The sequence below is a fragment of the Shewanella sp. NKUCC06_TVS genome, assembly GCF_019345515.1.
GTDB lineage: Bacteria > Pseudomonadota > Gammaproteobacteria > Enterobacterales > Shewanellaceae > Shewanella > Shewanella oncorhynchi.
The window spans coordinates 140,672-154,417 of the sequence record NZ_JAHKQX010000016.1; the positions used below are offsets into that span (position 1 = coordinate 140,672).

At 47.2% G+C, this 13,746-nt stretch carries 9 protein-coding genes and 1 rRNA gene; 3 read left to right on the top strand and 7 right to left on the bottom strand.

Annotation, left to right across the window (positions count from 1 at the left end; genetic code table 11):
* Nucleotides 1–28: 28 nt before the first annotated feature.
* Entirely contained in the window at nt 29–2,551 is a 2,523-nt protein-coding gene (locus KO531_RS17495) for a PBP1A family penicillin-binding protein (RefSeq protein ID WP_219251821.1), read from the top strand.
* 100 nt (nt 2,552–2,651) lie between these two features.
* On the opposite strand, the gene argH is transcribed toward KO531_RS17495, so the two are convergent.
* The 5 genes from argH to argC all read right to left on the bottom strand — a co-directional run bounded on the left by argH (nt 2,652) and on the right by argC (nt 8,138).
* On the bottom strand, nt 2,652–4,019 hold the full coding sequence (gene argH, locus KO531_RS17500; RefSeq protein ID WP_219251822.1) for an argininosuccinate lyase: 1,368 nt from the start codon (nt 4,017–4,019) through the stop codon (nt 2,652–2,654).
* Between the two features lie 108 nt (nt 4,020–4,127).
* Nucleotides 4,128–5,366: an argininosuccinate synthase gene (locus tag KO531_RS17505; protein WP_105250542.1), complete on the bottom strand. Its 1,239-nt coding sequence runs from the start codon at nt 5,364–5,366 to the stop codon at nt 4,128–4,130.
* A gap of 59 nt (nt 5,367–5,425) precedes the next feature.
* Nucleotides 5,426–6,331 (bottom strand): ornithine carbamoyltransferase, encoded by a 906-nt coding sequence (locus KO531_RS17510; protein WP_219251823.1) that lies wholly within the window; start codon nt 6,329–6,331, stop codon nt 5,426–5,428.
* Between the two features lie 12 nt (nt 6,332–6,343).
* Nucleotides 6,344–7,126, bottom strand: coding sequence for an acetylglutamate kinase (gene argB, locus KO531_RS17515; protein WP_106649098.1), 783 nt, complete (start codon nt 7,124–7,126; stop codon nt 6,344–6,346).
* 31 nt (nt 7,127–7,157) lie between these two features.
* Nucleotides 7,158–8,138 (bottom strand): N-acetyl-gamma-glutamyl-phosphate reductase, encoded by a 981-nt coding sequence (gene argC, locus KO531_RS17520; RefSeq protein ID WP_219251824.1) that lies wholly within the window; start codon nt 8,136–8,138, stop codon nt 7,158–7,160.
* A gap of 630 nt (nt 8,139–8,768) precedes the next feature.
* On the opposite strand from argC, the gene ppc reads away from it, so the two are divergent.
* Together ppc and KO531_RS17530 are read left to right on the top strand one after the other, a co-directional pair.
* Entirely contained in the window at nt 8,769–11,438 is a 2,670-nt protein-coding gene (gene ppc / locus KO531_RS17525) for a phosphoenolpyruvate carboxylase (RefSeq protein ID WP_219251825.1), read from the top strand.
* Nucleotides 11,438–11,983 carry a DUF1439 domain-containing protein gene (locus KO531_RS17530; protein WP_219251826.1) on the top strand — a complete coding sequence of 182 codons (546 nt, stop codon included), beginning with the start codon at nt 11,438–11,440 and terminating at the stop codon, nt 11,981–11,983. Before ppc ends, KO531_RS17530 begins: the two co-directional genes overlap by 1 nt.
* A gap of 91 nt (nt 11,984–12,074) precedes the next feature.
* Here the strand turns inward: KO531_RS17530 and KO531_RS17535 are convergent, their stop codons facing one another.
* Both KO531_RS17535 and rrf read right to left on the bottom strand, forming a co-directional pair.
* On the bottom strand, nt 12,075–13,349 hold the full coding sequence (locus KO531_RS17535) for a CinA family nicotinamide mononucleotide deamidase-related protein (RefSeq protein ID WP_219251827.1): 1,275 nt from the start codon (nt 13,347–13,349) through the stop codon (nt 12,075–12,077).
* Between the two features lie 312 nt (nt 13,350–13,661).
* Nucleotides 13,662–13,746, bottom strand: a 5S ribosomal RNA gene (gene rrf, locus KO531_RS17540); the annotation flags it as partial.

The window sequence follows — 13,746 nt, forward strand, 5'->3', positions numbered from 1 at the left end:
ACTTAACAGAACATTAGGATAAATTTTGGTGAAGTGGTTAAAACGTATTGTTATAGCACTATTCAGTCTAGCCCTTTTGGGCGTAGGCGCCATTGTGGCAGCATACTTTTATGTTTTGCCGGATTTACCGGATGTTTCAACACTAAAAAATGTGCAACTTCAAACACCTTTACGTATTTACAGTAGTGACGGCAAACTTATTTCTCAATTCGGTGAGAAACGTCGCATTCCACTAACGTTAGACGAAGTGCCAAAACCTCTGCTACAGGCGTTTATCGCAACCGAAGATGCCCGCTTTTATGAACATGGTGGTATAGACCCTGTTGGCGTGCTTCGCGCCGCATTAGTGATGTTGACCACTGGTGAGAAAAAGCAAGGTGCGAGTACGATTACCATGCAGGTCGCACGTAACTTCTTCTTAACCCGAGATAAGACTATTATTCGTAAAGTGAAGGAGATTTTTATCTCCTATCATATTGAAGAGTTACTCACCAAAGATGAAATTTTAGAGCTCTACGTAAACCGCATTTACTTAGGCCAACGGGCCTACGGTGTTGGGGCTGCTGCGCAAGTGTATTTCGGTAAAAACGTGCAGGAACTCAGCTTATCTGAACTGGCCGTTATTGCAGGCCTACCCAAGGCGCCCTCTACACTCAATCCAATCACGTCACCTTCGCGTGCATTGGCTCGCCGTAATGTCGTCCTCATGCGGATGAATGAAGTCGGCTACATCAGCCAAACCGAATACCAAATGGCACTACAAGAGCCATTGGTGGCCAGATATCATGGCGCTGAAATTGATCTGTATGCCCCTTACATTTCTGAAATGGCTCGGGATTACATGGTACAGAAGTACGGTGAAGAAGAGGCCTATACCAATGGCTACAACGTCTATACGACTATCTCATCGGATCTACAACTTAAAGCTCAACAGGCACTGCGTAATAACGTCTATGCCTATGATGAACGCCATGGCTACCGTGGTCCTGCTGCCGTGTTGTGGACGGACGAAAAACCTGAATCTGCTCAAATCAAAACTGAACTAGCCAAGATTGCTTCAGTACAAGAATTGCAACCCGCCGCAGTCATCAGCATTGCAGATCAGCAAGCCAGTATAATGACCGCCAAGGGCGAAACTAAAGTTATTACTTGGGATGGATTGAAGTGGGCACGTAAGTTTATTACTGATAAGCGTCAAAGTAGTGTACCGAAATCAGCTTCTGACATACTCAAGGTCGGCGAGCGTATTTGGATCCGTGATAACGGCCAATATTTGCAACTATCGCAAGTACCAGAAGTCGCCAGCGCAACAGTATCACTCGACCCCAAAAATGGTGCTATTCGCACTTTAGTTGGTGGTTATAGCTTTAGCCAAAGCCAATACAACCGAGTGACTCAAGCGAAGCGTCAATTAGGTTCGAATATAAAACCTTTCATCTATGCCGCAGCATTAGAGAAAGGCTTTACCTTAGCGACCCTCATAGACAATGCGCCAATTAATAAACCCGATATCAGCCAAGGCACAGCATGGCGCCCTAAAAACTCACCCGATATCTATGGCGGCCCCACTCGTTTACGTGTGGGTTTAGCGCAATCTATTAACGTTATGTCTGTGCGTGCAATGCGTCATGTCGGACTCGACGAAACCATTGCTCAACTCGTTGAATTTGGTTTTGATCCTAACGACTTACCTCGCAACGAATCGATTGCATTAGGTTCGTCTTCAGTCACGCCATTGCAAGTAGTTACTGCATTTAACGTATTTGCTAACGGCGGTTTCTTACTCGAACCTTTCTATATTGATCGCGTAGAAGATGCTTACGGCAATGTTATCGAAAAAGCGAACCCTACATTGGCCTGTAAGCCTAGCCAACCAGTTACACCGAGCGACTCTATAGCGTTCAGCGTAAGTGGAGACTCTGGTGCTGAGCGTAGTGCACCTGTTGCGCAGTGTTTCAATCAAACCGGTCGCTACGCTCCGCAAATTATTTCAGAGCAAACGGCATTCCTCATTACCGAAGCACTGAAGAGCGTGATCTGGGGTGGGGGCGATTGGAGTAAAGGCACGGGTTGGCAAGGTACGGCTTGGCGCGCGGCAAAATTGATTAAGCGCCATGATATTGCAGGTAAAACGGGTACAACCAACGAATCGCGCGACACTTGGTTCAGTGGTTTTAGCCCAGTCATCACTAGCACTTTCTGGGTCGGTTTCGACGATCACGGTCGCCAACTGGGCAGAACCGCATGGAATGCAAACGGCGAAAAAGATCAGATAACTGGCGCCGAAGCGGGAGCGAAAACAGCAGGTCCGGGCTGGAACGAGTTTATGAACAGTGTCTTACAAGGCACACCAGAGACAACCTCGATTCCGCCAGAAGGCATAGTTTCGGTACGCATCGATTTAGCGACGGGTAAACTTACCCGAAAAACCGACTATACCAGTGCGTTCGAGTACTTTATTTCAGGTACGGAGCCGAAGGAATACATCAGCGAAACTCAGGATGAAAACAATTTATTCATCGATGCACCAACCGATGATTTATTCCAATAAACAAATGCTAAAAAGTCATTACCACTAATTGTGGCCCAATAAAAACGCGACCTAATGTCGCGTTTTTTATTGGCTTGAATTGTGGATTTGAATAACTCGCTTAACGAACTTTCTTGGCCGCAATCGCCTGCTGAATTTGTGGCAATGCAGTACCACCGAGCACGTCGCGTTTCGCTAAACAAGCTTCAATAGTCAGGTTTGGATAGACATCATCTTCAATGATAGCGGCAAAAGTTTTTAATTCGGCCAAGGAGAAATCCTCGAGCGGAATTTGCTTCGCTATCGCAGCAACCACGACTTCACCCACAACATGGTGCGCCTCACGGAAAGGCATACCTTTAGACACGAGATAATCCGCAAGCTCAGTAGAATTTGCATAACCTTGCTGTGCGGCTAACAGTGCATTAGGACGATTGACCTTCAAACCTGACAACACTAACGCCACCATATCGAGGCAAATTGCCCAGCTATCAACTACGTCAAACAGGCCTTCTTTATCTTCCTGCATATCTTTGTTGTACGCCAAAGGCAGTGCTTTCATCGTCGTGAGAATGCCCACTAAGCTGCCATACACCCGGCCGGTTTTGCCACGGATAAGCTCTAATGCGTCTGGATTTTTCTTCTGTGGCATCAGGGATGAACCCGAGGTCACTTCATCACTCAGGGAAATAAAGTTCGCTTCACCTGAGTTAAAGAAAATCAAATCTTCAGCCATACGGCTTAAGTGCATCATGCTGATCGATGCGGTTGAACAAAGCTCTACCACGTGATCTCTGTCTGATACACTATCTAAGCTATTCAGCGTTGGCGAGGCAAAATTCAGCGCAGCAGCCAGTGCATGTCTATCTATTTTATAAGCTGTGCCCGCAAGGGCACCAGAACCTAATGGACAGGTATTCGCGCGGGTTAACGCATCGGCTAAACGGCTGATATCCCGCTCAGTCATTTCCACATACGCTAAACACCAGTGGCCAAATGTCACAGGTTGCGCGCGCTGCAAGTGAGTATAACCCGGCATTACCGCATCAAATTCACGCTCAGCCAACGCCAGTAATTCAGCATGTAAGCCTTGAAGGCGCGCGAGTAATGCTTTGCCTTCGGATTGACACCAAAGCTTTAAATCGGTGGCAACTTGATCGTTACGGCTACGACCGGTGTGCAATTTCTTACCGAGATCGCCCACTTTGGCAATCAAAGCCGACTCGACGAAACTGTGAATATCTTCGGCGCCCGAGGCAAGAATAATCGCCGGATCGCCCTGCACTTCCACCAGCAAGTCATTGAGTGCTTTTTTCAAGTCTCGGCATTCAGTTGCCGAGATAATTCCCACGCTGGCAATCGCATCCGCCCAAGCAATGGAGCCGACCACATCCTGTTCGAACAAGCGATAATCCACAGGCAACGAATCGTTGAATAATTTGAATAGCGCGCTCGTTTCGCCCTGAAATCTTCCACCCCATAAAGCCATGCTAACTCCCCTTACTCACTACTTATTTAAAATCGACTCATCTGAATCAAAAACTCAATCAAAACCTAAAAACAAAAAAGGGCGCTAGGCGCCCTTTTACACGACCTCTTACTTAGACTTTACATCGTTAGCGTTGAGTGCGCGGATGCGGCTCGCTAATGAGTACAGGCGGATAAAGCCTTCTGCATGTTTTTGATCGTACACTTGATCTTCACCGAAAGTCGCAAACGCTTCAGAGTACAAGCTGTTAGGTGAACGTTTCTTCACTGCGCTCGCTTGGCCTTTGTAGAGTTTAACCACAACTTCACCGTTAACTGATTCAGCCAGTGACTCAGATGCTGCCAGCAATGACTTACACAGTGGCGTGAACCAACGGCCGTCATACACTAAATGCGCCATTTGTGCGGCAACTTGCTCACGCCAGTTACGGCTAGTCTTGTCGAGAACAAGCTCTTCAATTGCACGTAGTGCTGCGAACATCACAGTGCCGCCGGGTGTTTCATAACAGCCACGAGACTTCATGCCGACTAAACGGTTTTCAGTAATGTCGATACGACCCACACCGTGTGGCGCAGCAATGGCGTTTAATGTCATCAGCGCAGCATAAGGCGTTAGGGCTTCACCATTCACTTTAGTGATACGGCCATGTTCTACTTCTAGCGACACATATTCAGGCTTGTTCGGTGCATCTTCAGGATCGGCAGTCAGTGTCCATACGCCTTTGCTTGGCTCGTTCCATGGATCTTCTAACTCACCACCTTCATGGGAAATATGGAAAGCGTTGGCATCACGGCTATAGATTTTAGTCGCTGACGCTGACGTCTTGATGTCACGTTCAGCTAAATAGGCCAGTAGATCTTCACGGCTCTGCATAGTCCATTCACGCCATGGGGCAATCACTTTTAAATCAGGTGCTAATGCGGCGAAGCAACCTTCGAAACGCACTTGGTCGTTACCTTTGCCGGTACAACCGTGACACAGAGCATCGGCGCCCACTTTACGAGCCACTTCAACCTGCGCTTTGGCAATAATAGGACGCGCCATTGACGTACCGAGTAAATAAGTGCCTTCGTAAATCGCACCGCTCGCAATCGTTGGGTAGATATAGTCTTTAACGAATTCTTCTTTTAGATCGACGATATGACATTCAGAAGCACCTGAAGCTAAAGCTTTTTCAGTCAAGCCAACCAGCTCTTCTTCGCCTTGGCCAACGTCGGCGCAGAATGCGATGATTTCACAGTTATCGTAGTTTTCTTTTAACCAAGGAATAATGGCCGAGGTATCTAGACCACCTGAATAGGCTAAAACCACTTTTTTCACGCCAGTATTTTTGTTCTCGATAGACATCTTAAATTCCTATGACTCGTTTCTCTCAAGGAGAAAACAGGCTGCTAAACAGGGTTAATTTAACTAAATAAGGTTACCAGTACCGCATTTTGGGCATGCATCCGATTTTCGGCTTGTTGCAGAATTAAGGAGCCTGCACCGTCCATCACTTCATCTGTTACTTCTACACCACGGTGGGCGGGCAAACAATGCATAAAGAAGTTAGCGCCCGCTTTCGCCATCAAAGCTTTGTTTACTTGGTATGGTGCAAACTTCGCTTTGATATCAGACAAAGGCGTTGGATCGCCCATTGAAATCCAAGTATCAGTATAAATAGCGTCGTGACCTTCAATCGCATCGATATCTGAAGTCAGCACTATCTTGCCGCCATATCGTTTGGCGAGCTCTTGCACTTCTGCCACTACGTAGCCATCAGGAAAGTGACCCGCTGGGCAGATCACTGTCATGGTGGCACCGAGAATAGCCGCACAGTACATCAGCGAGTTAGTGACATTATTACCATCACCAACATAAGCTAATTTAGCTTTACTGACATCCTCAAACTGCTCTGCCAGTGTTAAAAAGTCAGCTAAGGCTTGGCAAGGATGATAAAGATCCGACAGCGCATTGATCACGGGCACTGAGCCGAACTCGGCTAATTGTTCGATAGTGGTGTGTGAATAGGTTCTCGCCACAATTGCGTCGGCCCAACATGACAGGTTAGAAGCAAAGTCAGCAACCGATTCCCGTTTTCCCAGTTCACCATTTTGCTGGTCTAGGTATAAACAGTGGCCCCCGAGCTTATTAATACCGATATCAAAGCTAACGCGTGTTCTGAGTGAGGGCTTTTCAAATAACATCACCACACTCTTGCCATCCAGCGCATGACGATACTCAGCCGGATTGGCTTTAATCGTTTTTGCCAAGGCAATTAGATCCTGTAACTGCTTCTGGGTTAAGTCTTTTATCGATAGTAAATGCTTCATAACCTACTCCACTTATGGTTGGATTTGTGTTCCTACGGCTTCACCTTTTGCTAATGCGATTAATTGGCTTGCATCACGCCACGAGGCAACTTGTACCGCCTGCCCCATCCACTGTGCGACTTCGAGCGCAGCTTCAACTTTGACCTTCATTCCTTTTTCGATCACACCTTGCTTAACAAGGTCTGCTATCTGCTTGCCATTTAAACTGTGGATGAGCTGGCCTTTACCATCGAGCACCCCAGAAACATCCGACAGTAGCACTAACTTGCCGCCCACTAATTTGGCTAAGGCCGTCGCAGCTTGATCAGCATTGACGTTAAGCATTTGGCCATCGTCCATCATGGCGATAGAGCTACAAATCGGCATCCAACCTTGGGCGAGGATAAACTTAAGATAAGTGCCATCGTTTGGCGTGACTTCGCCCACTAGGCCTAAACGCTCATCTTTAATCTTAGCCGAAACAGTATTGCCATCGGCGAGGCTCATGCCCACACTCACAATGCCAGCCTTAGTCGCTGCGCCTTGAAGAATTTTGTTCGAAGTCCCCGCAAGTGCGCCGGCAATAATCGGCATTTGCTCGGGCGGAGTCACACGCAAACCTTCTAACTTGACGGTTTCCATACCATTCGCTGCTAGCTGCTCATCCACCAGACAGCCGCCGCCATGCACCATCAACACTTGCTGACCATTGGCTAACATAGCCGCAGCCGTATCCATCAATCGCGCCATCCCCATTTCACATTGCAGCAGCGCGCCGCCCACTTTAAGCACTAATACTGAGTTGTTTGTAGACATCTTGACGACTCTCTTAAATAAGGATGAACAATTAAAGGTTAAAATGAATCTTTATGCATTGCAGCGCTTGGCTGGCAGCACCTTTCATCAAGTTATCGATGGCACTGGCTACCACTAAGTAACCACTATTCTCATCAAACTTCCAACCTAAGTGACAGTTAGGTGTCAGCACCACATCGTCCACTTTCGGGAACTGATTGTGCTTTACGGTTACCAATGGCGCCTGGTCATATACGCTATAGGCCGCTGCCACATCGGCAGTCGTAGTGTCTGGTTTTAGCTGCACAGTAATGGTCGCTAAAATGCCACGCTTAAAGTTGCCAAGGTGCGGGGTAAATATCACTTCTTGGCCAAGTTGAGTTGCGATCTCGGGTTGATGTCTATGGCCTAATACGCCGTAAGGTGTCAGGCTCACTTCACAAAAACTGGTGTGTAACTGCGCTTTACGGCCCGCCCCTGTTACGCCGCTCACGGCATTGATAACCGGATAAGCCGATGTCAGTAAACTCACTAGCGGCTTTAACGCTGTCAATGATGCGGTCGGGTAACAACCTGGCACGGCAATCATCTTAGTCGCAGCGATTTCTTTAGCATTCCATTCGGCAAGGCCATACACGGCTTTGGCTAAAACTTCAGGATATTCATGCTCAAAGCCATACCACTTCGGATATTGCGCCACATCACTGAAACGATAGGCACCGCTTAAATCGAATACCGCTAACCCTTGGCTATAAAACCAAGCCGCTAAATGCAGGCTCACCGAGTGCTCAGTCGCGAGCACCACAGCATCGGCTTCGGCAACGATTTTTGCCTTAGCTTCATCGGACAATGGCGACAGCGTTAATGCGATATGGCTGTAGCTAGGATACAAATCCGCTAAAGGTTTACCTTTATCTAAACTGTTTTCAGAAACATACAAACCCTGAATCATCAGATCTGCTTCTGCATGGATTAAAGCGGTCAGTTGCGCGCCTGTGTAACCACTGGCACCAATAATGGCGATATTTTTCATGTTTTTTGTCTTATTAACCGAATCAAAGAAACTTAAAGAGTAGATGAATAGCTTACACGCAACCGCGCATATCTATGATGAATGATGACAAGACTATCGTCGCAGGAAATCGTAATAGGTTGTTATTTTATTCACTGTCAGGCTAATACTGTGCATCATGATATTCACTCTACAGGTCACAGGGGGTGACTCATCTCAACTGATGGCTAGACTACCACAAAGATCTACTTATGCAATATATGTGAATATATATTTTTAATTTATTTTCATCTTTTAAGCTCAAATTAGGATATCGAAGACACAGTTCCCATTCAGCTAACTCGTTAATAACACTGTTATCCAGGGTCAACATGAGTCAAAATCAGTCCTTTTCATTAACAGCTAAGATACATGTCTGCAAAGCATAAAATGATGCACTTCATATTCACTTGCACTAATCATCAAAAAATATTGCGTGACTTCGCATTTCTATTGAATATTCTTCATCAAATACCGTGATTGGTTGCATATCGGATAAGCCAGTCGTATAAGTTATAAGTTCTGCTGTTGACCATAGCCCCAAGTGATAGGTATTGTGCTAACGGGCTAAATGCACAGCGGAATTTTCATGTTTTTCTATTCGGAGTAACTATGTCAGTAACCATGGCAGACAATATGACAGATATGTATGCGTCATTAAGATCGAACGTGAGTATGTTAGGCCAAATCCTTGGTGATACTATGCGTACCCATCTTGGGGACTCTTTTCTTGAGAAGGTTGAACAGATCCGTAAGCTTGCCAAAGACTCACGCCGAGGCGATCAAGCCGCCAGAGAGCAAATGCTCGAGTTACTGACAGCTTTGCCAGACGAAGAATTAGTCCCTTTTGCAAAAGCTTTTAACCAATTTCTTAACTTAGCTAACTTATCCGAGCAATTTCATACTATCAGTCGTAATTGCGACGAACTTGTCTGCGTGCCAGACCCAGTGGAACAACTCCTAGGCCGCATGCTCAATGGTCGTGTCGACCAAGCTAAAATGCTCGACTGTCTAAAAACACTGGATATTGATCTGGTGCTAACAGCGCACCCCACTGAAATATCCCGTCGCACCCTGATCCAAAAATACGCCGCCATTGTCGACTGCTTAACAGAGCAAGAAAACGACCAACTGTCGGATAGAGAACGTCAACAGATCAATCTGCGCCTACGCCAATTAATCGCGCAAATATGGCACACCAATGAGATCCGCCGCGAGCGCCCAACTCCAGTAGATGAGGCTCGCTGGGGATTATCCACCATTGAAGAGTCACTCTGGCATGCGGTGCCTGACTTCTTAAGACAACTTAACGATCGGGTGCAGCAACGCACAGGGCAGCAATTACCGATTGATATAGCGCCAGTGCGCTTTTCAAGCTGGATGGGCGGCGATCGCGACGGCAACCCCTTTGTTACCGCGAAGGTCACCCAAGAGGTGCTCGATCGCAACCGCCATGCCGCCGCCAGATTATTCTTAAAAGATATCGTGCTGCTGGTCGGCGAACTGTCGATGGAAGAAGCCAATGATGAGTTAAAGGCTTATACCAATAACAGCTGCGAACCTTACCGCCACGTGCTGCGATCTATTCGTCAAAGACTGCGTGACACCATAGATTATTTAAATGCGCGCATCGAAGGCCACAATCCTGAAGTCGATAAGTCGAGCCTGATTTGGCAAGAAAGCGATCTCAAAGCACCGTTAGAAATGCTCTATAAGAGTTTGACCGACTGCGGTATGCGCTTAATTGCCAACGGTTTATTGCTCGACATTCTCCGCCGTCTCGCCTGCTTTGGCATTCATATGCTCAGGCTCGACATTCGCCAAGACGCCAGCCGTCACAGCGATGTGCTCGCCGAGTTAACTCGCTATCTCGGCATGGGTGATTTCAACCATTGGGATGAAACCGAGAAGCAAGCCTTCTTATTACGCGAACTCAGCAACCGTCGTCCACTGATCCCAAGTAACTGGCAACCCTCGGCCGATGTGGCCGAAGTGCTTAATACCTGTCGTTTGATTGCTAAACATCCGGCTAAAGCACTCGGATCCTATGTGATTTCGATGGCGGGTAAACCATCGGATGTCTTAACGGTTTTACTGCTACTCAAAGAAACGGGCTGTTCGCACCCAATGCGTGTGGTACCGCTGTTTGAAACCTTAAGTGACTTAAACAACGCCGCGGCCTGTATTACCGATTTGCTCGATATCGACTGGTATCGTGGCTATACCAAAGGCATGCAAGAGGTCATGATTGGCTACTCTGACTCAGCTAAAGATGCCGGTGTCATGGCGGCGGCTTGGGCTCAGTATTACGCTCAAGAGCAGTTAGTGGCGGTCTGTAAACAAGCAGGCGTCAAGCTTACGCTATTCCATGGCCGTGGTGGCAGCATTGGTCGCGGGGGTGGTCCTGCACACAAAGCAATCCTATCGCAACCACCTGGTTCGGTAGATGGCCGCATTCGTGTGACTGAGCAGGGCGAAATGATCCGCTTCAAGTTTGGCTTGCCAAAACTCGCGGTTCAAAGCTTGGCCCTGTATACCTCGGCCGTATTGGAAGCAACCCTATTACCACCGCCAGAGCCGAAGCAAGAATGGCGCAATTGCATGCAACGTATCGCTGAAGAATCAGTGGGTGCTTACCGTGGTATAGTGCGTGATGAACCTGATTTTGTGGCTTATTTCCGCGCGGCAACGCCAGAAGTGGAATTAGGAAAACTGCCACTCGGCAGCCGTCCAGCCAAACGTCGTGTCGATGGTGGAATAGAAAGTCTGCGAGCCATTCCATGGATTTTTGCTTGGTCGCAAAACCGCTTGATGTTACCTGCATGGCTCGGCGCAGGTGAAGCACTACAAGCCGCCAGTGAACGCGGTGAGATGGGCTTACTGCAAGATATGGAACGGGAATGGCCTTTCTTCAGCACTCGCATTTCAATGCTGGAAATGGTCTACGCCAAGGCGGAACCTAATTTAGCCCGCTACTACGAAACCTGTTTAGTACCTAAGGAATTGCATCACTTAGGCGAAACCTTGCGCCAACGCTTAGATCTGGGTATTAAAGTCGTGCTTGAACTGACAAAATCAGATAGCTTAATGGCGCATACGCCGTGGAATCGCGAATCAGTTAAACTGCGAAATCCGTATATCGATCCATTAAACTTCTTACAAACCGAGCTATTAGCGCGGACACGTAAGGAAACAACCGAAACTCCTGCGTCTGAACATGTGCAATTAGCGCTAATGCTGACTATTGCAGGTGTGGCCGCGGGTATGAGAAACACTGGTTAATGAAAAAACTTTCCCGCACGATTTGCTTGGGACTGACTGTACTGCTTGGCGGCTGCGTCTCGCAGTACAGTATCAGCGAGCATGAAATGGAGCAGTACCTCAGTAAAGAGATCCATTTTGAGATTAAACAAGGCAATCAATTAGTTGGCGCAGAAGTACGCATTAACGACATCAGTGTCAAGCTAGGTGCAAAACCTGACACTATGAGCGTAAGTGCCGCAACTCAAGTATCAATTAAGAATCCGATCTTTCCATTGAGTGCCAAACTCACTACGACTTTCGAAGCCAAGCCTTGGTATGACACCGCAACGCACAGTGTCTATCTGCGCCAACTCGAATTAGTCAAAGTGGAGTCAACGCCCAAGGATATTGAAAAAGCGATTAGCAGTGCCACGCCGCAGGTGATGGGTTATCTAAGGCAATTCTTAGAAAACCAGCCTGTGTATGTACTAGATACCAAGGACAGTAACCAAGCACTGATGGCAAAAATGACCGAAAGCATTCAAGTTGCCCCAGGCAAATTAGTGCTTAAGTTCACTAAATAATCTGCCATTTTTGTATCTCTGTAGAAGTTAAAATGCTCCCTCGGGAGCATTTTTGTTGGCGGGCATAAATGGATATATACCCGTATAAGAGTTACTTACTGAATCGCCCAATCGACTGATAATCGACGATCACAGCTTCAGCTAAAAGCTCACGTCTTAGCATATCGTAAGCCACAGCAGCACTTAAACTGCGTACCAGATCCCGTGAACGTCTCGGTAGTTTAATCATCTGACTATAAACACCGCCGCGAGTTGCTAAAGCGATCGCCACAGTCCCCACAGGTTTCTCATCTGTGCCACCATCGGGCCCCGCAATTCCACTGGTTGCCAGCGCATAATCACTGTCTAAAATTTGCCTTGCCCCCTTAGCCATTTCTTCCACAGTCGCAATAGAGACTGCACCATGATCATCTAAGGTTGAAGGATTAACACCTAACACGCGCACTTTAGATTCATTACTGTAAGTCACTAATCCGTGCTGTAAGTAAGATGAACTGCCAGGGAAATCAACTAACTGACTGGTGATCATGCCGCCAGTGCAAGACTCGGCAACGCTTAAGGTCAAGCCTGAGTTAAGTAACTTATAATGAATTTCTTCGGCAAGGGTGGCTTTATCTTCCGCGACAACCGCAGTACCCAGCACCATTTTGATGTGCCCAGCGACGCGAGGTAATACCGCAATCGCTTTCTCGCCACGGGCGAAAATCTTAATCTCAATATGCGGCATAGAAGAACGGTAACCAATAGTAATGCCTTCTGGCAGCTCTAGCGGTTCTAACTTATCTGCCAAAGCAGACTCACCTTGGCCTATGGTCAATAGTTTCTTTAAGGCGACCTTAGCATCAAGGTTAAACTCTTCGCGAATAAAGGGCACAAACTGCTCTGTAACCATGTGCTTCAGCTCAAAAGGCACACCAGGCGTAAAGAATAACCAAGCGCGGTTAAGCTTAACTCTAAAACCACAAGCGGTTCCCACTGGGTTATCAACCATCACAGCTGAGGCTGGAAGCATAGCTTGCTTGAGATTACTTAAAGGCATTTCACGGTTATTACGGGTAAACCACTCCTCTAAACGCTCACGCCACTCCGCATTCTCAACCAATGGTTCGCCCTTCGCCTTCGCCATCGCTAAAGCAGACATATCATCACTCGTCGGCCCGAGACCACCATTAACGAGAATCACATCGGCATGTAAGCTACGTTCTTGGAAAACCGCAATCAGATCCTCGAGGCGATCGCCGACGGTTACTCGACGCTGGATCTCGACACCATGCTCCATCATAGTACTGGCAAACCAAGCGGCGTTGGTATCAACAATCTGTCCCGCCAACACCTCTTCCCCAGTGCAAATCATCTCTAACTTCATCTCAGATCCTTATCTACCCCAATAAATTAAAACATAAGGTAAGTAACCGCTTAACTAATAGCAATAGCTAGGCTCGATCGAAAACTAAGATAGCTGTAGCAAAATCGGAGCATTGACAAAATAAACGAACAAACAATCGACAACCATTACTTACTATTGATGTCATGAAGAATGAAAGAATGTGTTAAGGAGAGAAAAATGGGAGGAAAACTGACTAATTAAATAGACACTAGGCTGGATTTCACAAATTACAGACGCAAAAAAGCCAGCTTATTCAGCTGGCTTAGTTACATCTCAATGAGATAATTAGGCGCTTGGCGATGACCTACTCTCACATGGGGAGACCCCACACTACCATCGGCGCGTTTGCGTTTCACTTCTGAGTTCGGGATGGGAT

What these genes read in the sequence shown, in the direction of transcription:
- ppc (WP_219251825.1), top strand. Translation starts at nt 8,769, where the DNA reads ATGTCAGTAACCATGGCAGACAATATGACAGATATGTATGCGTCATTA.
- argH (WP_219251822.1), bottom strand. Translation starts at nt 4,019, where the DNA reads ATGGCTTTATGGGGTGGAAGATTTCAGGGCGAAACGAGCGCGCTATTC.
- KO531_RS17530 (WP_219251826.1), top strand. Translation starts at nt 11,438, where the DNA reads ATGAAAAAACTTTCCCGCACGATTTGCTTGGGACTGACTGTACTGCTT.
- KO531_RS17505 (WP_105250542.1), bottom strand. Translation starts at nt 5,366, where the DNA reads ATGTCTATCGAGAACAAAAATACTGGCGTGAAAAAAGTGGTTTTAGCC.
- argB (WP_106649098.1), bottom strand. Translation starts at nt 7,126, where the DNA reads ATGTCTACAAACAACTCAGTATTAGTGCTTAAAGTGGGCGGCGCGCTG.
- argC (WP_219251824.1), bottom strand. Translation starts at nt 8,138, where the DNA reads ATGAAAAATATCGCCATTATTGGTGCCAGTGGTTACACAGGCGCGCAA.
- KO531_RS17535 (WP_219251827.1), bottom strand. Translation starts at nt 13,349, where the DNA reads ATGAAGTTAGAGATGATTTGCACTGGGGAAGAGGTGTTGGCGGGACAG.
- KO531_RS17510 (WP_219251823.1), bottom strand. Translation starts at nt 6,331, where the DNA reads ATGAAGCATTTACTATCGATAAAAGACTTAACCCAGAAGCAGTTACAG.